This window comes from Streptomyces sp. NPDC002619 (assembly GCF_042889305.1).
Classification (GTDB): Bacteria; Actinomycetota; Actinomycetes; order Streptomycetales; family Streptomycetaceae; genus Streptomyces.
In genome coordinates this window covers 45295-67130 of the sequence record NZ_JBIAQV010000028.1, presented here as the reverse complement: position 1 = coordinate 67130, position 21836 = coordinate 45295, and the positions used below count along the sequence as shown (strand labels likewise).

Annotated in this window: 18 protein-coding genes; 1 reads left to right on the top strand and 17 read right to left on the bottom strand. The window is 70.9% G+C overall.

What is annotated here, in order from left to right; all coding sequences use genetic code 11:
* The gene (locus ACFYXB_RS32190; protein ID WP_389588315.1) at positions 1-1395 is read left to right on the top strand and encodes an OFA family MFS transporter; all 1395 of its coding nucleotides are present in this window, start codon (positions 1-3) and stop codon (positions 1393-1395) included.
* Positions 1396-1471: 76 nt separating this feature from the next.
* Here the strand turns inward: ACFYXB_RS32190 and ACFYXB_RS32185 are convergent, their stop codons facing one another.
* The 17 genes from ACFYXB_RS32185 to ACFYXB_RS32105 all read right to left on the bottom strand — a co-directional run bounded on the left by ACFYXB_RS32185 (position 1472) and on the right by ACFYXB_RS32105 (position 21707).
* Positions 1472-2623 (bottom strand): sugar phosphate isomerase/epimerase family protein, encoded by a 1152-nt coding sequence (locus ACFYXB_RS32185; RefSeq protein ID WP_389588313.1) that lies wholly within the window; start codon positions 2621-2623, stop codon positions 1472-1474.
* A complete protein-coding gene (locus tag ACFYXB_RS32180) occupies positions 2620-4047 on the bottom strand; it encodes an alkaline phosphatase family protein (RefSeq protein ID WP_389588312.1) in 1428 nt (475 codons plus the stop codon). Before ACFYXB_RS32180 ends, ACFYXB_RS32185 begins: the two co-directional genes overlap by 4 nt.
* Positions 4044-5216 (bottom strand): metabolite traffic protein EboE, encoded by a 1173-nt coding sequence (gene eboE / locus ACFYXB_RS32175; RefSeq protein ID WP_389588310.1) that lies wholly within the window; start codon positions 5214-5216, stop codon positions 4044-4046. Before eboE ends, ACFYXB_RS32180 begins: the two co-directional genes overlap by 4 nt.
* A gap of 3 nt (positions 5217-5219) precedes the next feature.
* Positions 5220-6068 carry a TatD family hydrolase gene (locus ACFYXB_RS32170; RefSeq protein WP_389588308.1) on the bottom strand — a complete coding sequence of 283 codons (849 nt, stop codon included), beginning with the start codon at positions 6066-6068 and terminating at the stop codon, positions 5220-5222.
* A complete protein-coding gene (locus ACFYXB_RS32165; protein ID WP_389588306.1) occupies positions 6068-6739 on the bottom strand; it encodes an EboA domain-containing protein in 672 nt (223 codons plus the stop codon). Before ACFYXB_RS32165 ends, ACFYXB_RS32170 begins: the two co-directional genes overlap by 1 nt.
* Entirely contained in the window at positions 6736-7638 is a 903-nt protein-coding gene (locus tag ACFYXB_RS32160) for a sugar phosphate isomerase/epimerase family protein (protein WP_389588304.1), read from the bottom strand. The genes ACFYXB_RS32165 and ACFYXB_RS32160 overlap by 4 nt, the downstream gene beginning before the upstream one ends.
* Entirely contained in the window at positions 7635-8504 is an 870-nt protein-coding gene (locus ACFYXB_RS32155; RefSeq protein ID WP_389588302.1) for an SCO3242 family prenyltransferase, read from the bottom strand. The genes ACFYXB_RS32160 and ACFYXB_RS32155 overlap by 4 nt, the downstream gene beginning before the upstream one ends.
* Complete coding sequence (locus ACFYXB_RS32150; RefSeq protein ID WP_389588300.1) at positions 8501-9622, bottom strand: inositol-3-phosphate synthase; 1122 nt, start codon at positions 9620-9622, stop codon at positions 8501-8503. The genes ACFYXB_RS32155 and ACFYXB_RS32150 overlap by 4 nt, the downstream gene beginning before the upstream one ends.
* A gap of 86 nt (positions 9623-9708) precedes the next feature.
* Positions 9709-11037, bottom strand: coding sequence for a ThuA domain-containing protein (locus ACFYXB_RS32145; RefSeq protein WP_389588298.1), 1329 nt, complete (start codon positions 11035-11037; stop codon positions 9709-9711).
* A 14-nt stretch (positions 11038-11051) separates the two neighbouring features.
* Positions 11052-13559: a PQQ-dependent sugar dehydrogenase gene (locus tag ACFYXB_RS32140; protein ID WP_389588296.1), complete on the bottom strand. Its 2508-nt coding sequence runs from the start codon at positions 13557-13559 to the stop codon at positions 11052-11054.
* Positions 13560-13660: 101 nt separating this feature from the next.
* The gene (locus ACFYXB_RS32135) at positions 13661-14659 is read right to left on the bottom strand and encodes a sugar phosphate isomerase/epimerase family protein (protein WP_351359241.1); all 999 of its coding nucleotides are present in this window, start codon (positions 14657-14659) and stop codon (positions 13661-13663) included.
* Positions 14660-14672: 13 nt separating this feature from the next.
* A complete protein-coding gene (locus ACFYXB_RS32130; RefSeq protein ID WP_389588293.1) occupies positions 14673-15881 on the bottom strand; it encodes a Gfo/Idh/MocA family protein in 1209 nt (402 codons plus the stop codon).
* Between the two features lie 94 nt (positions 15882-15975).
* A complete protein-coding gene (locus tag ACFYXB_RS32125) occupies positions 15976-17016 on the bottom strand; it encodes a substrate-binding domain-containing protein (protein WP_351359235.1) in 1041 nt (346 codons plus the stop codon).
* Positions 17017-17033: 17 nt separating this feature from the next.
* Entirely contained in the window at positions 17034-18053 is a 1020-nt protein-coding gene (locus tag ACFYXB_RS32120; protein ID WP_389588291.1) for an ABC transporter permease, read from the bottom strand.
* Positions 18050-19567, bottom strand: a complete 1518-nt coding sequence (locus ACFYXB_RS32115) for a sugar ABC transporter ATP-binding protein (RefSeq protein WP_389588289.1) — start codon at positions 19565-19567, stop codon at positions 18050-18052. Before ACFYXB_RS32115 ends, ACFYXB_RS32120 begins: the two co-directional genes overlap by 4 nt.
* A gap of 86 nt (positions 19568-19653) precedes the next feature.
* Positions 19654-20835 carry an ROK family transcriptional regulator gene (locus tag ACFYXB_RS32110; RefSeq protein ID WP_351359226.1) on the bottom strand — a complete coding sequence of 394 codons (1182 nt, stop codon included), beginning with the start codon at positions 20833-20835 and terminating at the stop codon, positions 19654-19656.
* A gap of 194 nt (positions 20836-21029) precedes the next feature.
* Positions 21030-21707 carry a GntR family transcriptional regulator gene (locus tag ACFYXB_RS32105; protein ID WP_389588286.1) on the bottom strand — a complete coding sequence of 226 codons (678 nt, stop codon included), beginning with the start codon at positions 21705-21707 and terminating at the stop codon, positions 21030-21032.
* Positions 21708-21836 lie beyond the last annotated feature (129 nt).

Sequence of the window (21836 nt, the reverse complement as noted above, 5' to 3'; positions counted from 1 at the left end):
ATGAGCGCAGACCCCATAGCAACGAACAGCACCGGCACCGAGCAGCGCTCGTACCATGAAGTGACCGACGCACGTGGCCGCGTGTACCGCGTCGGCGAGACCGACCGGGACATCCTGGGCCACTCACGCAAGTTCATGGTGTACCTGCCATGGATAGCCATGATGGCCATCAGTGTCTTCGAGTACGCGTTCGGGTCGGCCGAGGACACCTTGTCCCACGCGCACGGCTGGACACAGAGCAACACCTTCTGGATTCTCAGCGTCTGGGTCTTCTTCCAGGCCGGCATCGCCTTCCCCGCGGGCTGGCTGCGGGAGAAGGGGATACTGACCGCCCGCAAGGCCATGTACATAGGGTCGGTCATGTGTCTGGTGGGCTTCCTCGCCCTCTCGCACCTGAGTAACGTCCTCCTGGCCATCCTGGGCTTCGGCGTCATCGGTGGCGTCGGGTCCGGCCTGGTGTACGCGACCTGCATCAATATGGTCGGCAAATGGTTCCCTGAGCGACGTGGGGCGAAGACAGGATTCGTCAACGGCGGATTCGCGTACGGCTCCCTGCCGTTCATCTTCATCTTCAACTACGCGTTCGACACGGCCAACTACCACCGCGTACTGGACCTCATCGGCTGCTACATCGTGATCGTGGTGTTTGCCACCGCGTTCTTCTTCAAGGACCCGCCGAAGAACTGGTGGCCGGCGGACATCGATCCGCTGACCTACGGCGGCACCGAAAAGGGCGCGGCCAGCCTCGCCAAGAACCCTCCCGCGGTGAAGCAGTACACACCCAAGGAGGCCATCAGGACCGGCATGCTCCCCCTGATGTGGGTCGCACTCGTCATGACCGCGGGCGTGTCGATCTTCGGGATCTCCTTCCAGGTCGACTTCGCCAAGGAGGTAGGTTTCGGTCCGCTGGTGGCGGCGTCGTCGATGGGCGTCATGGCCGTCATCAACGGCATCGGCCGAGGAGTGGTGGGCTGGCTGTCCGACACCTGGGGCCGTAAACAGACCCTGGTGTTCGTCATCGTCGTCCTGGGTCTCGCGCAGTTCGGCATCATCTGGGCCGGCGACATCCACAGTGAGGCGCTGTTCCTGTTCTTCGCCTTCCTCTCCGGGTTCGGAGGTGGGGCCTTCTATCCGATGTTCGCGGCTCTGACCCCGGACTACTTCGGCGAGAACTACAACGCCTCCAACTACGGGCTGGTGTACAGCGGCAAGCTGATCAGCGGCCTGTTCGGTGGCGGGCTCGGCTCGATGGTGGTCGCCGCCTGGGGCTACAACGGCGCCTACGCGCTGGCCGGTGGCATCTCTATTGTGGCGGCGGCGATCGCCCTGCTGCTCCGGCAGCCGGGGCGCAGCGGGGCGGACACATCGGTTCCGCAGCCGCAACCGGTGGGCTGAGCAAGGGATTACGCACAACGGGCGGCCCTCCCCGCGAAGCGCTTCGCGGGGAGGGCCGCCCGTTGTGCGGGGCGGGCTACCCGCACTTCTTACGGAGGGCCGCGAGGTTGTCGTAACCGATCTTCGCATGCTTCAGCGACTGCCCGGGATCCGTGGAGCTCGGCGCGTTGTCCTGCTCGACCATCGGGTTGTGGTAGTTGCGGTGGCCCACGCGGGAGAAGAACGTCGTGTAGTCGATGACGCCGGTGCCGAACGGGACCATGTCGTAGCCCTGTCCGTTGGTGGTGTTGACGACGCCGTCCTTCGCGTGGAACAGGGGGTAGCGCATGTTGTGGCGGGTGACAAGACCCGCCGGGTCGAAGACGTTCTCCTGCGTGGAGCCGTCGTGCGCGGTGTAGGTGTGGAACTTGTACTGGGCCACGTGCGCCCAGTAGATGTCCATCTCCAGCCAGATCAGTTTCGGATCGGTGATGGAGAGGAAGTACTCCAGCTTGCGGATGCCGGAGCTGCGCGTGGGCCGGCCCTGGGCGTCGAGCGGGCCGCCGTCGATCAGGAAGCCGTACGCCGCATCGTGGTTGTGGGTGTAGAGCTTGATCCCGGCGCTGCGGGCGATCTCGCCGAGGGCGTGCCACTTGTCGGCGGCGATGTCCCAGTCGGCCTTGTAGGAGCTGCCGGTGGGGTCGCCACCGGTGCCCATGTGGTCCATGCCGAGGATGTTGGCGATTTCCAGATGCTTCTTGAAGGTGTCCAGGTCCGCGCTGGTCAGGGGCCAGGACCCCGGGATGAAGCCGTGGTTGCCCTGGGCCCGCAGCCCGTACTCGTCCAGCCAGCCCCGCAGCAGCCGGGCGCCCTCGACGGACTCCAGGTTGGCGCCGCCGGGTGCGTTCGCGTGCTGGCCGTAGCCGGCGAACTCGACCTGCCGGTAGCCGAATCGGGCGAGTTGCTCGAACACCTCGCGGAACCCGGAGGGCAGGGTGGTGGAGAGCGGGTCGCGGCCGGTCGCGTCGCGGACCGTGTAGAGGATGATGCCGCGCTTGTCGGCGGGCACGAGCGAGTGGCCTCTGCCGGTGGCGGGGGCCGGGGCGTCGGCGGCGTGTACGGGGCTCGCGCCGAAGACGGGCGCTGCGACGGCGCCCGCGGCCACGGCGGTGCACGTGCTCAGGAAGCGGCGGCGGCCGATGCCGAGGCTGCGGCGCAGCAGTTCGTCGGTGTGCTGGATGTCGTTCACGGGTGCCTCTCTCTTGTCCGGCGGCCCGACAGGCCCGCCAGGGTGAGCAGGAGTGACTTCACGTCGGTGGCCGCCAGGTGGCCGCCGACTGCGCGGGGGGTGGAGCAAAGGAGGAGCGGACCGTCGTCGTCGCTCGCGGGGAGGCGGCCGTGGCTGCCGCGAATGGGTGAGGCGTCGAGGGGCACGACCGCCATGCGGTAGCGCATGCCGAGTTTCTTGCGGGCGAGCGCGGTGGCCGCCTTGACCTTGACGTAGGGGTCGAGCGGGTCCATGAACAGCTCGACCGGGTCGTATCCGGGTTTGCGGTGGATCTCGACGAGCTGCGCGAAGTCGGGCGCACGGGCGTCGTCGAGCCAGTAGTAGTACGTGAACCAGGCGTCCGGTTCCGCGACGGCGACGAGTTCTCCGGAGCGCGGGTGGTCGAGGTGGTGGGCCTTCTTGCCCTCGTCGCCGAGGAGTTGGCCGATGCCGGGCAGTCCGTCGAGGGCGGCGCGGGTCGCGTCGAGGTCCTCGGGGCGGCGCACATAGACGTGCGCGATCTGATGGTCGGCGACGGCGAAGGCGCGGGAGACCATCGGGTCGAGGTACTCCATGCCGTCCTGCGTGTGCACTTCGAGCAGTCCGGCGCGGCGCAGGGCCCGGTTGATGTGGACGGGGCGGTCGGCGCGGGTGATGCCGTACTCGGACAGCGCTACGACCGTACGGCCCTCAGCACGGGCGTCGTCCAACAGCGGGGCCACGGCGGCGTCCAGGTCGGCGGCGGCCTTCAGGGAGCGCGGGTCGTCGGGGCCGTAGCGCTGGAGGTCGTAGTCGAGGTGCGGGAGATAGCACAGGGCGAGGTCGGGTCGGCGGGTGCGCAGGATGTGGCGGGTGGCGTCGATGATCCACCGGCTGGAGACCAGGTCGGCGCCGGGGCCCCAGAAGTGGAAGAGGGGGAACGTGCCGAGTTTCTCGGTGAGTTCGTCGTGCAGGGCGGGGGGCCGGGTGTAGCAGTCGGGTTCCTTGCGGCCGTCGGCGTAGTAGACGGGGCGCGGGGTGACGGTGATGTCGGTGTCGGCGCCCATGGCGTACCACCAGCAGATGTTGGCGACCGTGTAGCCGGGGTGGGCACGGCGGGCGGCGTCCCACAGCTTGTCCCCGGCGACCAGGCCGTTGTGCTGCCGCCACAGAAGTACGTCGCCCAGCTCGCGGAAGTACCAGCCGTTGCCGACGATGCCGTGCTCGTTCGGCATGGTGCCGGTCAGGAAGGTGGACTGGGCGGCGCAGGTGACGGCGGGCAGGACGGTGCCGAGCGTGGCGCGGGAGCCGGACTGGCCGAGGGCCTTCAGGTGGGGCATGTGATCGAGGAGACGCGGGGTGAGGCCGACGACGTCCAGGACGAGGAGCGGGGTGGGACGGCCGGTGTCGGCCGGGTCGGCGCTCATGGCAGCTCCTTCAGGCCGAGGTCGGTCAACAGTTCACGGGCCAGGGTGAGTTCGGCGGCGATGCCGTCGGCCAGCCGGCTGCGATCGCGGGGCCGCAGCTCGGGTGGGAGGGCCTGCCAGGTGTAGGTCTCGACCTCGAGGTGGTGGGTGAGCGGGTGCGGGCCGCCGACGAGGTGGGCCAGGGCGGCCTTGAGGACCTCGAGCGTGGAGGTGAGGGGTGCGGTGGGCGCCGCGTGCAGCGGGACGTGGAAGTGGGCGCGCCAGGGTGCGGTCGCGGGCAGGGCCGCGTCGTCGCGGAGTGCTTCGTCCAGGTCGTCGGTGCCGTGCAGGCCGGAATCGGTGTGGGCGCGGGTCTGGTGCAGGAAGCGGGGTTCGGCGAAGGCGGCGAGGGCGTCGCGGACCTCGGGGAGGTGGGGGTGTTCGGCGTGCAGGGCCGCGGAGAGCTGGGACTTGACGACGGGGACTCTGGCGCGGGTGAGCGCGTCCAGGGCGGTGTGCGGATCTTCGAAGGAGGTGGCGAGGTGGCACGTGTCGACACAGATGCCGATGCGGTGGTGGCCGATCGCGGTGAGCGGGGCGAGGGCGTCACCGGTGGTCTCGACGACACAGCCCGGCTCCGGTTCGAGTCCGACGCGGATGGAGCGGCCGGTCAACTCCTCCAGGGCGTCCAGGCGTTCGGCGAGGGTGCTCAGGGCGGTGTGGCAGGCCTCGGCACGCCGGGCGTCCCAGGGCGTGCGCCAGGCCATCGGCAGCGTGGAGATGCTGCCCTCGGCGGTGTCGTCCGGGAGCAGACCGGTGAGGACACGGGCGAGCGCGGTCGTGTGGGCCAGGCGTTCGGGATCGGCCCAGTCCGGCTCGTAGACGCGGTACTTGACCTCTTCCGCGCCGAAGCCGTCGTACGGGAAGCCATTGAGGGTGACGACCTCCAGGCCCCGGCCGTCGAGCGCGGAGCGCAGGGTGCGCAGGGCGACGGGGTTGGTGTCGAGGGCGCGGGCGGCGTCGCGGGCGAGCCACAGTCCGATGCCGAGCCGGTCGCGGCCGAGGCGGCGGCGGACGGGTTCGCAGTGGTCGCGGAGCTGGGCGAGGATGCCGTCGAGGGTCTCGGCGGGGTGGACGTTGGTGCAATAGGCGAGGTGGACGGTGCTGCCGTCGGGGTGGCGGAAGCGCATCGCTCACTCCCCGCCGCGCAGGATGCTGTTGCCCTCGTGCGTGGCGCCGGTGTCGGCGACATCGAGGTTCAGCCGGCCGCTGAGGGAGTAGAAGGCGGCGGGGTTGCGCCACAGCACCCGGTCGACGTCGTCCTCGGTGAAGCCTTCCGCGAGCATCAGGTCGCCGACCTTGCGGGTCTTGAGAGGGTCGCTTCTGCCCCAGTCGGCGGCGGAGTTGACCAGCACCCGCTTGGAGCCGTACTCGCGCAGGATCGCGACCATCCGCCCCTCGTCCATCTTGGTCTCGGGATAGACGGAGAAGCCCAGCCAACAGCCGCTCTCCCTGGCCTCCTTGACGGTCGTCTCGTTCAAGTGGTCCATCAGCACCCGCTCGACGGGCAGCGCGGACTCCCGGACGACGTCGAGGGTGCGGCGCAGGCCGGCGAGTTTGTCGCGGTGCGGGGTGTGCACCAGCGCGGGCAGTTCATGATCGGCGGCGAGTTGGAGCTGGGCGGCGAGGGCGGTGTCCTCGGCCGGGGTCATGGAGTCGTAGCCGATCTCGCCGACGGCCACGACCTGGTCCTTGACGAGATACCGGGGCAGTTCGTCGAGGACGGGGACGCAGCGGGGGTCGTTCGCCTCCTTGGGGTTGAGGGCGAGCGTGCAGTGGTGGGCGATGCCGTGCTGGGCGGCGCGGAAGGGTTCCCAGCCCAGGAGGGAGTCGAAGTAGTCCAGGAAGGAGGCGGGGGAGGTACGGGGCTGGCCCAGCCAGAAGGACGGTTCGACGACGGCGCGGACACCGGCCGCGTGCATGGCCGCGTAGTCGTCGGTGGTCCGGGACGTCATATGGATGTGGGGGTCGAAGATGCGCATCAGGACTCCTTGCCGTGGGGGTCGCCCGTGGTGTCCGAGGTCGCGGACTCGGTCAGGGCCAGGACGCGGAACAGACCGTCGGGCACGGCACGGCCCGCGGTGGTGCGCTCCGCGGCGAAGTCGCCCAGCATGCGGGCGAGTTCGGTGTCGCCATGGGCGCGCCGGGGCAGGTCGGCCACCTCGTCGACGGATACGCCGGTGAACAGGCACTTGAGTACGGCGTGCCGCCAGGCGTGGGTGTCGAGGTGCCGGGCGGCGTAGGAGCCGACGGCGGCGGCCAGGAGGCGGGTGTCGTTGGTGCGCAGCGCGTCCTCGACGAGCGGAAGGGCGTCGGGGCCCGGTACGAGGTGCGGCAGGGCGTGCAGGACGGCGCGGCGTTCGTCGGCGGTGCCCTGGCGGTAGACCCGGGTGAGCGCGTCGGCGTCGGCGCGGGCCGCATGGAGGATAAGAACACGGGCGGCCTCGGCGTGCGCGGGCCCGCAGCGGCGTCCGGCTTCGGCGAGGCGCAACTCCCAGACGGAGATGGGGCCGTGCGTGCCGGGATGGGCGGCGGCCTCGTTCAGGGCTTGGTCCAGCCAGGTGCGGGCGGCATCGGTGAGGTCGGCGACGAGGCGGGCGCGCAGTTCGTCGATCGGGGGGTCCGGTCTGGTGGGCGGGGGCCGGTCGGTCATGTGGTGCTCCCTTCCTGGGTGGCGGAGGGTGCGCCTGGGAGGTCCGTGGGGGTCGCCCGGCGGAGGAAGGCGAGGGAGAGTGCGGCGTAGTGCGGGCCGGCGTGCGAGTGACGGGGCAGTTCTACGACGGCGAGGCCCTGGTAGGCCGTGGCGGACAGGGCCGCGAGGACGGGCGGGAAGTCGATCTCGCCCTCCCCGAACGGCAGGTGTTCGTGCACACCGCGCCGCATGTCCTCGATCTGGACGTGACGCAGCCAGGGCGCGGCGGCGCGTACGCAGTCGGCGGGAGGGAGGGGTTCGAGGCACTGGCAGTGGCCGATGTCGAGGGTGAGACCGAGGTGTTCGGGGTCGCCGAGCGCGTGGCGCAGACGGTGGAAGTCGGCGAGAGTGGCGAGGAGGTGGCCGGGTTCGGGTTCGACGGCGAGGGGGACGCCGGCGGTGGCGGCCGCCTCCAGGACCGGGGTGAGGGAGTCGGCCAGCCGCTTCCAGGCGGTGTCCTCGTCGGTGCCGACCGGGGTGATCCCGCTGAAGCAGTGCAGCGCGTGGGCGCCGAGGTCGGCGGCGACCCGTACGGCCCGGATCAGCAGGTCCACGCGGCGGGCGCGGGCCTCGGGGTCCGGGTCCAACAGGGAGGGGCCGTGTTTGCGCCGGGGGTCGAGCACGTAGCGGGCGCCCGTCTCCACGGTGACCTCGAGGCCGAGTGCGGCGAGCCGGTGGGCCACGCGGTCGGTACGGGCGGACAGGTCCGGGGCGAGCGGGTCGAGGTGCATGTGGTCGAGGGTGAGTCCGACCCCGTCGTAGCCGAGGTCGGCGAGGAGACCGAGGGCGTCGTCGAGGCGGAGGTCGGTCAGGCCGTTGGTGCCGTAACCGAAACGCGGGAGGGGAGCATCGAGGGTCACGTCACGCTCACCTTCCTCGCGAACTTCGCGGCGAGCGGGGCCAGGGCGGCGGTGAGCAGCGCCGTGACCGGAGCGCCGGCGCGGGCGGAGAGGGCGGCCTGGAGCGGGATGGTCGCGCGGATACCGCCGCCGACGGCTCGTTGGGTGAGCGGGGGTGACGGGTTGAGGGCGGCGTGGAGGTAGGGGCGGGCGGCCGTGGCGGCGTAGGCGGTGGTGAGGGCTGTGCGCAGCAGATCGCGCGCAGCGGCGGCTCTCGGGCGTGACAGGAAGCAGCTGAGCGCACCCGTCGCCGCCAGCGCGGCAAGCGGGGGCAGGGCGGCGCCGCCGGTCGTCTCGCGACGGGAGACGGTGGTGAGCGCCAGGGTGTGGGTGCTCAGGAGCGCGGCGGAGGGCAGGGCACGGCGGGTCGCGCCCGATGCGGGACCGGTGGCCGCGGCGCCGAGCAGCAGGTCGAGACCGCGGGCCGCCGCCATCGCGACGGGACCGGCCAGGGTGTGCTTCAGGCTCAGGTCGTACGCCCATACGGTCGTCGCAAGTGGGGTCGCGACGGCGAGGGCAGGACGACCGGCACGGGACGCGAGGGCCAAGCCCGCCACGGTGAAGGCGCAGGCCGCCGCGAGCGCCGCCGCGGGCTGGATACGGCCGGACGGAATGGGCCGGTGCGGGCGTTCCACGGCGTCCTCGTCCCGGTCGGCCCAGTCGTTGAGGGCCATGCCCGCTTCGTAGAGGCAGAGGGAGGAGCCGACGGCCAACAGGGTGCGGCGGTCGGGGCGCGCCGACACCGCTGCCGCTCCGGCCAGCACATCGCCGGGGACGGTGAACAGGGCGGGGAGACGGAGCAGTTCGGCCCAGGCAAGCACGGTCACGCCACCCCCCGCAGTCGCCCCGCGAACCCCACCAGCCGCGCGTACTGCTCCCCCAGCGACGAAGGCCCCTCCCCCACCGGGTCCTTGAAGTAGAAGCCGAGGTCGGTGAGCGGTCCGCCGATGCCCAACTCCTGGGCGCGGAGGGCCAGTCGGGCCAAGTCCAGGACCAGGGGGGCGGCCAGGGAGGAGTCGCAGCCCTGCCAGGTGGTCTGGAGGACCATGCGTGTGCCGAGGAAGCCGTCGAAGGCGACGTGGTCCCAGGCCGTCTTCCAGTCGCCGAGGGCGGGGACGTCGTCGATGTGGACCTCGCCCTGCGGTGGCGTGCCGAGGGTGTCGGCGAGGACGCGTTCCTTGCCGGCGTTCTTGGCGGCGGCTGCCGCCGGGTCGGCCAGGGCGGCACCGTCGCCGCCGCCCAGGAGGTTGGTGCCGGACCAGGCGCGCACCGCCAGCGCCCGCTGCGCGAACATCGGGCCCAGTACGGATCTCAGCAGGGTCTGTCCGGTCTTCCCGTCGCGGCCCGCGTACGGCACCCCGCTCGACGCGGCGGTGGCGGCCAGCGCCGGGTGGTGCAGTCCCGTCGACGGGGTGAAGTTGACGTAGGCGCAGCCCGCGCGCAGCGCCGCCGCCGCGTACAGCGAGCTGGGCGGGAGGGTGTCGCCGGTGGCGGCGGGCTCGGTGGAGGCGACGTTCACCACCACGGCACGCTCCAGCCCACCGCGTCGTACGAAGTCCTGGATGTCCGCGGCGAACGCGGCGATCAGTTCCTGCGCGTTCCGGGTGTCGCCCGGGGCCGGGCCACCGGGCCGTATCTCTGCGTCGGCGGCGGCGAGTTCGGCCGCGACGGCCGCTGGGAGGCCGTGCGGCAGCACGCCGCCCGCCGCGAGTTCCTCCGCCCGTTTGGCCAGGGGGCAGTCCACCGTGTCGTGGCCGCCGAAGACGAGTGCGGAAACCGGCGGCAGACCGCTGTCGGCGAACGGGGGTGTTTCGGTGACCATGCCGGTGGGCGGGTGCAGGCCCGCCGCCACGGCGGCGCAGCCGGTCACGGCGGTCGTGGCGACGGAGCCCCGGGCACCGATCAGCCACACCCCCACACGGGCTCGGGAACGGGACGCGGACATGGGCAGCCTCCTTGGCATGCACGAACCCCGGGAGAGATGGGACCAAGACGGCGGGCGGGAGTCCGGCGTCTCCCGCCCGCCGCCGCTCACTTGCCCTTGGCGGGCAGCTCCTTGATCCGGATGTCGCGGAAGGACACCTCGTCACCGGATCCGTGGTTCTGGATGCCGATGTGTCCGTCGACGAGGCTCCGGGCCGGATCGGTGTTGGTGAAATCGTTGATCTTCACGCCGTTGAGCCAGACGCGGAGGCGTTCGCCCTCCACGCGGATCTCGTACGTGTTCCACTCCCCCGGCGGGTTCAGCGCACGGTCGCGCTTCTTCAGGTCGGCGGACTGGAAGCCGTAGACGGACCCGGTGGTCTTCTCGGGCACGTCGGTGGCGTCGATCTGGATCTCATAGCCGTTGTCGACCGCCGACCACGGGTCGTCCGAGGGCGGGAAGCCCACGAACACACCCGAGTTGTCGTCGCCGGCCGCCTTCCAGTCGAGCTTCAGCGAGTACGAGCCGAAGTCCGAGGGGGTGTACCAGAGCAGCCCCAGGCCACCCGTCGACGTCAGCGTGCCGTCGTCGGACAGGGTGAAGGAGCCCGGGCCGGCCTGCTGCCAGCCGTCCAGGGAGCTGCCGTCGAAGAGCGGCCGGTAGCCGTTCTCCGGGCGGCAGTCTGCCTGGGCGTCGCCGATGGCCCAGCGGATGCCGCCCAGCAGGTGCTGTCTGAAGGCGGGGTCGGCGTAGGACTCCTTGGTGTGCCCGCCGCCGGTGTAGAAGGCGCGCCCGCCCTGGTAGTTCTGGCACCAGGCGATGGGATGGTCGCCGTTCATGGTGCCGCCGGTGTACGACGTCTCGTCGAGGGAGGCGAGGACGTGAGCGCGTTCGCGCGGGTTGGAACGGTAGTTGTACCACTCGTCCGTGCGGTCCCAGGTGCCGGCCAGGTGCGAGGTCGCCGGGTGGGCGCGGTCCTCCACGTTCACCGTGGCGGGCTGGATCGCGGGGTGGTTCTGGAAGTAGGCGCCCGCGAGCCCGCCGTAGAACGCCCAGTCGTACTCGGTGTCCGCGGCCGAGTGGACGCCCACGTAGGCGCCGCCGTGGCGGATGTACCCCTCGAACGCCTGCTGTTGGGTGTCGTCGAGCACGTCGCCCGTGGTGGACATGAAGACGACCGCGTCGTAACGGCCCAGGTTCTTCCCGGTGAAGGCGGCGGCGTCCTCGGTCGCGTCGACCGTGAAGCCATTGCTCTCACCGAGCTGCTTGACCGTCGCGATGCCCTCCGGGATGGAGTCGTGCCGGAAGCCGGCGGTCTTGGAGAAGACCAGGACCCGTTTGGCGTCCGCCGAGTCCGATACGGCGGGTGCGGTGACGCAACCGAGGAGCAGGGCGGCACCCACGACTCCGGTGGTCAGTCTGCCGGTTGAGCGCATGGTGTCTCCTCCTCTCAGCTCGTCGTGAAGGTGAAGTCGTCGACGTCGAACAGCGCGCCGGAGCCGCCCTTGAAGACCAGGTAGAGCGTGGTGGTGCCGCGCGGTGCCCGGCTCAGGTCGGCGCTGACGTCCTGGAACGTCTCCCAGCCACCGGTCACCGGCACGGTCGCCTTGCCGAGCAGGGTGCCCGTGGCCGACCCCGCGCGGACCTCGAGGGTGCCGCCCGCGCCACCGGAGGAGATGCGCGCGCTGATCGACTTGGCGTTGCTCAGGACGTACGGCGTGAAGGAGATCCAGTCTCCGTTGTCGATGTCGCCGACGGTCCGGCCGCCGTGTGCGGTGGCCTTGTTGTAGATCGTGACGCCGGAGGAGTCGCCGAAGTGCTCGGCCTGGCGGTGCCGGGGCTGGGTGACGCTCTGGTCGTGCGAGGTGAGCGCTGCCTGGCCGCCGCCTCCGCCGTCGGTGTACTCGGCGTCGAAGACCCCGAAGATGTTGGCGTCCTCGTCGTGGCCGCCGTCGGCGCTGGTCTGGATGGTGCCGGAGCAGCCGGTGGCCGAGGTCAGCGGGTGACCGTGGGTGTCGTGGCCGAGGATGAAGTTGACGGTGACCTTGGAGCAGTCGATGTTCGGGCCGTCCTCGGGGTCGGTCACCTTCACCTTGAACGGGACGGCGTCACCGAAGCTGAACAGCTGCCCGTCCTGGGGGAGTTCGAGGGTGACCTTGGGTGCGGTGTTGCCGACGACGATCTGCACGCTGGCGCTGCCGGTGCGGCCGGTCGGGTCCTTCGCGGTCACGGTCGCCGTGTAGGTGCCGTTGGTCTTGTACTTGTGTGTCGGGTTGGCTGCGGTGGACTTGTCGCCGTCGCCGAAGTCCCAGCTGTAGGTGAGCGCGTCGCCGTCCTGGTCGCTGGACCCGGCCGAGGAGAAGGCCACCTTCAGCGGTGCCTGTCCGGAGGTGCGGTCGGCCGCGGCCTGCGCCACCGGCGAGTGGCCGTCGGTCGCGTTCTCGATGCGGTACAGCCCCGAGTTCTCGTCGCCGCCGAACCAGGCGGTGCCGTAGTCGAGGACGTACAGCGCGCCGTCGGGCCCGAAGGCCATGTCCATCACCTGGGTGCCGGTCCACGGGAAGGCGTTGATGGACTGGACGGCGCCGGCGTCGTCGCTGACGATGCGCTTGATCCAGCGGCGGCCGAACTCACCGGCGAAGAAGTTCCCGTCGTACGCCTCGGGGAACTTCACGGGCGAGTCGAGCGTGGCGTCGTAGTGGTAGACGGGTCCGCCCATCGGGGACTCGGAGCCGCTGCCCAACTCGGGCACGGAACCGCCGTCGTAAGGGATCCAGGCGGGCTGGGCCGGGGGCAGGTCGGTGAGGCCGGTGTTGTGCGGGGACTCGTTCTTCGGGGCGGCGCAGTCGAAGGTGGCGCCGGAGGCCTTGGTCCCGAAGTCGTAGTCCACGAAGGCATCGTTGTCGCCGGTGCAGTACGGCCAGCCGAAGTTGCCGGGGCCGGTGACACGGGCGAACTCGACCTGTCCGCCGGGACCGCGGGCCGGGTCGGCGGCGCCGGCGTCGGGGCCGTAGTCGCCGACGTACACGATGCCGGTCTTCTTGTCGACGCTGAACCGGAACGGGTTGCGGAAGCCCATGGCGTAGATCTCGGGCCGCGTCTTGTCCGTGCCGGGCGCGAAGAGGTTGCCGTCCGGGATGGAGTACGAGCCGTCGGCGTTCACCTTGATGCGCAAGATCTTGCCGCGCAGGTCGTTGGTGTTGCCGGACGAACGCTGGGCGTCGAAGGCCGGGTTGCGGTCGGAGCGCTCGTCGATGGGGGTGTACCCGTCGGACTGGAACGGGTTGGTGTCGTCGCCGGTCGACAGATACAGGTTGCCGGCCGCGTCGAAGTCGATGTCACCGCCGACGTGACAGCAGATACCGCGCGAGGTCTTGACCTCGAGGATGTTCTTCTCGCTGGCGGTGTCGAGGGTGCCGTCCGTCTTCAGGACGAACCGCGAGAGGCGGTTCACGCCGTCGAAGGGCGCGAAGTCGGCCGCGGTGCCGGTTTCGGGGGCGTCGCCCGCCGGGGTGTTCAACGGGGGCGCGTAGTAGAGGTAGATGAACCGGTTGGTGGCGAAGTCCGGGTCGATGCCGACGCCCTGGAGTCCCTCCTCGTCGTGGGAGTAGACGTCGAGCTTGCCCGCCAGCTTCGTGTTGCCGGCGGCGTCGGTGAGGCGGAGTTCGCCGTCGCGGGAGGTGTGCAGGACCGAGCGGTCCGGGAGGACGGCGAGCGACATGGGCTCGCCGACCTCCGGCTCACCCTTGGCGAGGGTGACCTGCTGGAAGTCCTCGGCCGCAGCGGCGGCCGGGGCGGTGCCCGGGTCGGCGACGGCTGCGCCGGCCTGAGGTGTGGTGAGAGTGAGGCTTGCGCCCGCGAGTACGGCCCCGCTGAACAGGGCCAGTGCCGTGCGGAGTCGGCGTCGTCTGTGGGTCTCGATTCTGTCGGTGCGGACGGTGCGGTGGTTCCCGTGCACGAGTGCCTCCAGAAAGGGGCCGGTTGTACGGGCGGGTGCGTACGCCGGGATGCGCCGTCATCCCGGAGAGCTGTGGTGCGTGGGGATCGGTTGTGTGGGGGTCAGTTGCCGAACGCCGCGTCGAACGAGGCGGTCGGGGGCTCGAAGTCGTACGCCTTGAGGCGGGTCAGGGCCTCGGGTGCGCCCTGCAGCCGGTCCATGCCGGCGTCCTCCCACTCCACGGAGATGGGGCCCTGGTAGCCGATGGAGCGCAGCATCCGGAAGACGTCCTCCCAGGGGACGTCGCCGTGTCCTGCGGACACGAAGTCCCAGCCGCGTCGTGGGTCGCCCCAGGGCAGATGGGAGCCGAGGCGGCCGTTGCGGCCGTCGAGGCGCCTGCGGGCCTCCTTGCAGTCGACGTGGTAGATCCGGTCGCGGAAGTCCCACAGGAAGCCGACCGGGTCGAGGTCCTGCCACACGAAGTGGGAGGGGTCGAAGTTGAGGCCGAAGGCGGGCCGGTGGTCGACGGCCGCGAGGGCACGCTGTGTCGTCCAGTAGTCGTAGGCGATCTCGCTGGGGTGGACCTCGTGCGCGAACCGCACGCCCTCCGCGTCGAAGACGTCGAGGATCGGGTTCCAGCGCTCGGCGAAGTCCTCGTAGCCGCGCTCGATCATCGCCTCGGGGGCGGGCGGGAACATGGCGACCAGGTGCCAGATGGCGGAGCCGGTGAAGCCGATGACGGTGTCGACGCCGAAGGCCGCCGCGGCGCGCGCGGTGTCGGCGATCTCGGCGGCGGCCCGCTGCCGAACGCCCTCGGCGTCGCCGTCGCCCCAGATGCGGTCGGGCAGGATGCCGCGATGCCGTTCGTCGATGATGGCGTCGCACACGGCCTGGCCGACCAGATGGTTGGAGACGGCCCAGCACTTGAGGCCGTACGTGTCGAGGAGTTGGTGGCGGGACTTGATGTACGAGGGGTCGGCCAGCGCCTTGTCGACCTCGAAGTGATCGCCCCAGCAGGCGAGTTCGAGTCCGTCGTAGCCGAAGTCGCGGGCGAGCCGGCAGACCTCCTCGAGCGGCAGGTCGGCCCACTGGCCGGTGAAGAGCGTGAAGTTGCGCGGCATTCGCGTGGCCTCCTCAGACCGCGACGGGCGTGTAGACGGAGTTCTTCTCGGCGCTCTCCTCGACCGCGGCGAGAACACGCTGGACCTGGAGTCCGTCGGCGAAGGACGGCTCGGGGCTGCGGCCTTCGGCGATCGCGTGGACGAGGTCGCGGGCCTGGTGGACGAAGCTGTGCTCGTAGCCGAGGCCGTGGCCCGGGGGCCACCAGGCGTCCAGGTAGGGGTGGTCGGGTTCGGTGACGAGGATGCGGCGGAAGCCGGCGTGCGTGCCCGGTTCGGTGCCGTCGTGGTACGACAGCTCGTTGAGCCGTTCCAGGTCGAAGGCCAGCGAGCCGCGCTCGCCGTTGAGTTCGATCCGCAGGGCGTTCTTGCGTCCCGTGGCGTACCGGGTGGCCTCGAAAGAGGCGAGGGCGCCGGAGGCGAAGCGGCCGGTGAACAGGGCGGCGTCGTCGACGGTGACCGCTCCGGTGCCGGCGGCGGACACGGCGGCGAGGCCGCTGGTGGGGCCGGCGGGCAGCGGGCGTTCGGTCACGAAGGTCTCGGTGAGCGCCGAGACCCCGGCCAGCCGCTCCCCCGCCAGATACTGCGCGAGGTCGACGATATGGGCACCCAGATCACCGAGCGACCCCGACCCGGCGTGCTCCCTGCGCAGCCGCCAGGTCAGCGGGAACTCCGGGTCGACCAACCAGTCCTGAAGGTACGTCACCCTTGCGTGCCGCAGAGTGCCGAGGCGGCCCTCGGCGACCATGCGCCGGGCGAGAGCGGTGGCGGGCAGGCGGCGGTAGTTGAAGCCGACCATCGCCAACTGGCCTCGCCCGTGGGCGACTTCCGCGGCCCCGGTCATCGCCGCCGCTTCCTCGACGGTGTTGGCGAGCGGCTTCTCGCACAGCACGTGCTTGCCCGCGGCCAGGGCGGCGAGCGCGATCTCGGCGTGGCTGTCGCCGGGAGTGCAGATGTCGACGAGGTCGACGTCGTCCCGTGCGACGAGGTCACGCCAGTCGGTCTCGGCGGCGGCCCAGCCGTGCCGGTCGGCCGCCGCGCGCACGGCGGCGCCGTCGCGGCCGCAGATCGCGGCCATCACCGGCCGCAGCGGCAGGTCGAAGACGCGGCCCACGGTGCGCCAGCCCTGGGAGTGGGCGGCGCCCATGAAGGCGTAGCCGACCATGCCGACGCGGAGCGGCGGCTTGCCTCCCTCGGTCCCGTCCGGCTGCTGCGGCTGTCCCATACGGATGTCCTCCTCGTCCTCGTGGTGATGCGCCGTACCGCGCCGGGGCCGGTCCGGGGGACGGGCACGGGCGCCGGGGTGCGGGCGGAACCTGTCAGCGGAAGCCGGTGGGCATGTACTGGTCGATGTTGTCCTTGTCGACGACCGCCGAGTAGAGCGTGATCGACGCCGGGATCTCGTACTCCGCGAGCCCGCCGATGCCCTTGGCCTGGCCGAGGGCGCGGGCGAGGTCGATCGCGGAGGCAGCCATCGTCGGCGGATAGAGCACGGTCGCCTTCAGGACGCCGTTGTCCTGCTTGATGGCCTGGAACGCGGAGAGCGCGCCGGCCCCGCCGACCATCAGGAAGTCGTCCCGGCCGGCCTGCTCGATGGCGCGCAGCGCGCCCACGCCCTGGTCGTCGTCGTGGTTCCACAGGGCGTCGAACTTGGGCTGTGCCTGCAGGAGTTGGGCCATCTTGGCCTGACCGGACTCGACGGTGAACTCGGCCGCCTGGCGGGCAACCTTCCTGATGTTGGGGTAGTTCTTGAGGGCGTCGTCGAAGCCCTGGGTGCGCTGCTTGGTCAGCTCCAGGTTGTCGATTCCGGCCAGCTCGATGACGCGGGCGTTCGCCTTGCCCTTGAGCTTCTCGCCGATGTACGTCCCGGCGTTGAAGCCCATGCCGTAGTTGTCTCCGCCGATCCAGCACCGGTACGCCTGCGGGGTGTTGAAGATCCGGTCCAGGTTGATCACCGGGATGCCGGCGCGCATCGCCTTCAGGCCGACCTGCGTGAGGGCCTTGCCGTCGGCGGGCAGGACGACCAGCACGTCGACCTTCTTGTTGATCAGGGTCTCGATCTGGCCGATCTGCGCGGCCGTGTCGTTGGAGCCCTCGGTGATCTCCAGGGAGACGTCCGAGTACTTCTTGGCCCGGTTCTTGGCGTTGTCGTTGATCGCGTTGAGCCAGCCGTGGTCAGCCTGGGGTCCGGCGAAGCCGATGGTGACGTGCTTGCCGGGCTTGTCGTCGGCGGCGGGCTGACTGTTGCCGGCCGGGGTCTCGTCCTTGGCCTCGTTGCTGGTGCAACCTGCGATAAGGGCACCGGCGGACACGGCGGCGGTCCCGAAGAGCAGCCCTCTGCGACTGGTGAGGTGTGACATGGCGGTGAACCCTTTCCTCAGGTCGTGCTTGCGGTACGGCGCTGGACCAGCACGGCGGCGACGATGATCGCGCCCTTGGCGATCTGCTGGACGTCGCTCTGCAGGTTGTTCAGGGCGAAGATGTTGGTGATCGTGGTGAAGATCAGCACCCCCAGGACGGAGCCGGTGATGGTGCCGCGGCCCCCGCTGAGCAGGGTTCCGCCGATGATCGCGGCGGCGATGGCGTCGAGTTCGTAGAGGTTGCCGTTGGTGTTCTGGCCGGAGCCGGACAGGATGACCAGCAGGAAGGCGGCGATCCCGCAGCACAGCCCGGACAGCAGGTACAGGTACAGCCGCTGCCGTCGTACGTCGATGCCGGCGAGCCGGGCCGCCTCCGCGTTGCCGCCGACGGCGACGGTGCGGCGGCCGAAGGTGGTGCGGTTGAGCACGAGCCAGCCGATGACCGTCACGACCGCGAAGACGAGCACGAGCGGCGGGATGCCGAGGACGTAGGAGTCGCGCTCCCCGAGCTTGAGGATCCCGTCCACGCTGACGATCTGTGTCCTGCCGTCGGTGATCTGCAGGGCCAGGCCGCGCGCCGAGGCCAGCATGGCGAGCGTGGCGATGAACGGGACCATGCCGCCGTACGCGACGAGCAGTCCGTTGACCAGGCCACAGCCCACGCCGACGATTACCGCGGTGAACAGGATGCCCGCGAAGCCGTACTCCTGCGTGGCCACCGTGGTCGCCCACACGGAGGCGAGAGCGACGATCGCGCCCACCGACAGGTCGATGCCGCCCGAGGTGATCACGAAGGTCATGCCGACCGTGACGACGCCGATCACCGAGGCCTGGGTGAGGACGAGTTGCAGGTTGCGGGTGTCGAGGAATTCGTCGGGCTTGGTGACACCGCCGATCAGGATCAGCGCGGCGAGGACGCCGAGGAGCGACAGGGTACGGACATCGGCGCCGCCCAACAGATGGCGCCAGGTGGGTGGTTGACCGAGCGACGGCACCTTGTCGGCGCTGCCCCGCGGCGGGGAGACGTGCTGCGTCATGACGCCGGGCTTCCTTCCAAGACGAGGTCGAGTACGCGGTGTTCGTCCAGTTCGCGGGCGGACGCCTCGTGTACGACGCGTCCCTCGCGCAGTACCAGCACGCGGTCGGCGAGGCCGAGCACCTCCGGGACCTCACTGGAGACCAGCAGCACGGCGAGCCCCTCGTCGGCGAGTCTGCGGACCACCGCGTAGAGCTCGGCGCGGGCGCCGACGTCGACGCCGCGCGTCGGTTCGTCGAGCAGCAGGACGCGGCAGCCGCGCAGCAGCCAGCGGGCCAGGACGGCCTTCTGCTGGTTGCCGCCGGAGAGCGTGCGGACGGGCACGGAGGGGTTGTCGGGGCGCAGCGACAGCTCGCGAGTGGCCGCGCGCGCCGCCCCCGCCTCGGCGCGCCGGTCGAGCCAGCCGGCGCGCGAGAACCGGGACAGCGTGGAGACGGACACGTTGCGGGTGACGGACTCCAGCATCAGCAGGGCCTGCGCCTTGCGTTCCTCGGGCGCGAGCCCGAGTCCGGCGCGGACCGCCGAGCGCACGCTGCCCGGCCGCAACGGGCGGCCGTCGACCAGGACTTGACCGGCGGTGGGCCTGCGGGCGCCGTAGACCGTCTCCAGGATCTCGGAGCGGCCCGAGCCGACGAGTCCGGCGAGGCCGACGATCTCGCCGGGGCGGACCGTGAGATCGAGGGCCTCGAACTCACCGTCCCGGGCGAGGCCCCGCACCTCGAGGACCGGCGCGCCGCCGGGCGCCGACACCGGCCGCTCGGGGAAGACGTACTCGACATTGCGCCCCGTCATGAGCGCCACGACTTCCCGGGTCGGCGTCGTCTTGGCCGGCAGTCCCCCCGCGACCGCCCGCCCGTCCTTGAGCACCGTCACCCGGTCGCCGATGCGGCGGATCTCCTCCAGTCGGTGCGAGATGTAGACCACCGCCACGCCGTCGGCCGTCAGGTCGCTGACGATGCGGAACAGGTTGTCGACCTCGTCCGGGTCGAGGGCGGCGGACGGTTCGTCCATGACGATGAGCCGTACGTCGTGGGAGAGCGCCCGCGCCATGGACACGATCTGCTGCTGCGCCGCCGACAACTGCCCGACGAGCCGGGTCGGATCGATCTCCGGATGGCCAAGTCGCTTGAGGAGCTGATCCGTTGATGCCCGAGCGGCTTTCCCGCGTACGACGAATCCGGCGGCCGTGGGTTCATGGCCGAGGTGGACGTTCTCGGCGACCGACAGATGCTCCACCAGGTCCAGTTCCTGGTAGATGGTGGCGATGCCGAGGCGCATGGCAGCGCTGGGCGAGCGGAGCGTCACGGCTTCGCCGCGCCACTGGATGGTGCCGGTGTCCGGCTGGTGGGCGCCGGCCAGGACCTTGATCAGGGTGGACTTGCCGGCCCCGTTCTGGCCGAGCAGGCAGTGCACTTCACCGGCCTGGACGTCGAGGTCGACGCCGTCGAGGGCCCGGACGCCGGGGAACGACTTCGTGATGCCGGACATGCTGAGCAGCGGTGGTTCTGGTGCCATGTGGGTTCCCCTCGGCGGGCGTGCGGGCCGGTTTCAGGGCAGGGCGGAGCAGCGTGCTGTGCGGGGGGGGGGCTCGTGAGGTGCGCTTACGCGGGTGAGAACAGGTGATCGCTGATGAGCCGGGCCGCGCCGATGACGCCGGCGTTGGGCCCCAACTCCCCCAGGACGATGGGCAGGTTGCCCGTCGCCAGGGGCAGTGACTGGCGGTAGACCTGGGTGCGGATCGCGGCGAGCAGGGTGTGGCCGAGGCCGGTCACCCCGCCGCCGATCACCACCAGGCCGGGGTTGAAGAAGGAGACGAGCCCGGCGATGACCTGGCCCGTGCGGGTGCCGCCCTCCCTGATGAGGTCGAGCGAGGTGGCGTCGCCCGCGGCGGCCGCGGCGGCGACGTCGACGGCGGTGAGCGTGCCGTTCGCCTCCAGCCGGGTCGCGAGCTCCGCCGACAGGCCCTGCTGGGCCGCGTCCACCGCGTCGCGGGCGAGGGCCGCGCCGCTGAAATGGGCCTCCAGGCAGCCCCGGTTGCCGCAGGCGCACGGGCGGCCGTCGGGCACGGCCTGGATGTGCCCGATGTCTCCGGCGCTGCCCGTCGCCCCGCGGTGGACCTCACCGCCGACGACGATGCCGCAGCCGATGCCGGTGCCGATCTTGACGCAGAGGAAGTCGCCCACGGAGCGTGCGACGCCCGCGTGCTGCTCCCCCATCGCCATGAGGTTCACGTCGTTGTCGACCATGACCGGGCAGCCGAGTTCCTGGCTGAGGGCCTCCCGCACGGGGAAGCCGTCCCAGCCCGGCATGATCGGGGGTGCCACCGGGACACCCTCGGGGAAGCGGACCGGGCCCGGGACGCCGATGCCGGCGCCGTCGAACCCCTCCGCGAGCCCCGAAGCCCTCAACTTCGCGGCCATGGACAGGACTTGCTCGAAGACCGCGACCGGCCCCTCGCGCACGTCCATGGGCTGGTTGAGGTGGCCGAGGACCTCCAGCTCGGCGTTGGTGACCGCGACGTCGACCGAGGTCGCGCCGATGTCGACACCGAGGAACCGCAGGTTCGGAGCGAGCCGGATGTTGTGGGAGCGGCGCCCGCCGCGCGAGGCGGCGAGCCCGTCGGCGACGACGAGTCCCGTCTCGAGCAGCCGGTCCACCTCCACGGCCAGCTTGGACCGCGACAGGTCTATCTGATCGCCCAGCTGCGCACGGGAGTTGGGTCCTCCGTCACGCAACAGCTTGAGCAGCCGGGCCTGATGGGCGTTGGCGGGTCGTGCCGTCATGCGTCTCAAGAGCCCCTCCCCGCCTCAATTCGGCCGTCTGCGACTGGCTTTCGAGGTGAACGTAGCAGCGGTTGCCCGGGGTGGGAAGAAGTAACGCAGAGATTGCTGCCGACTTTCTCCACTCTCAGGACAAAGTCGCGCGGACGACGGGGGAGAGGGACTGCGGACGGGCGGCGCCGGCCCAGGACCGAGCGCTAGCCGCGCTGCCGCTCGTGGTACGAGCGCCGGGTGTGCTCCGTGTGTTCACGCATCAGCACGGTGGCGCGCTGCTCGTCCCGGTCGGCGATCGCGGCGATCAGCCCCCGGTGCTCGACCCAGGACTGCTTGCCGCGCTGCCGGGCCACCGGCGTGTAGTACCAGCGGACACGGCGGTCGACCTGTCCGGCGAGTTCGGCGAGGACGGCGTTGCCGGCCAGCTCCATGATCTTGGCGTGGAAGGCCGCGTTCAGGGCGACGGCACTGTCCACGTCATCGGCGGCGACAGCCTTCTCTCCCTCGGCGCACAACTCTTCGAGGGCTTTGACGCCGGGGCTGCCCGCGTGGGCGGCAGCGAGCCGGGCCGCCTCGGCCTCCAGCAGCGTACGGACCGTGAGGAGTTGGTCGGCCTCGTCCTCGGTGGGTTCGTGCACGAACGCGCCCTGGGCGGGTCTGAGATCGACCCAGCCCTCGGTGTTGAGCCGCTGCAGCGCCTCGCGCACCGGCTGCCGGGAGACGCCGAGGTGTCCGGCGAGTTCGCTCTCGACGAGGTGCTGGCCGGGCTGCAGCGAGCGGGTGGTGATGAGTTCGAGCAGTGCCTCGTAGACGCGGTCGCGCAGCGGTCCGGGCCGTTCGAGTTTGGGCACTGCCCCCTGCGGCAGTCCGGTCGACAACATGCGCGGTCCCCCTCCTCGGCAGGGCCGCGCACGGCGGTACGCAGCTCGTGCTCACTGGAAGCTCAGTATTGATTGCCTTTCGTCTACAGTCTACGGCGCACAAGTGCCAGAGGAAGCGCGAGTTGGGCA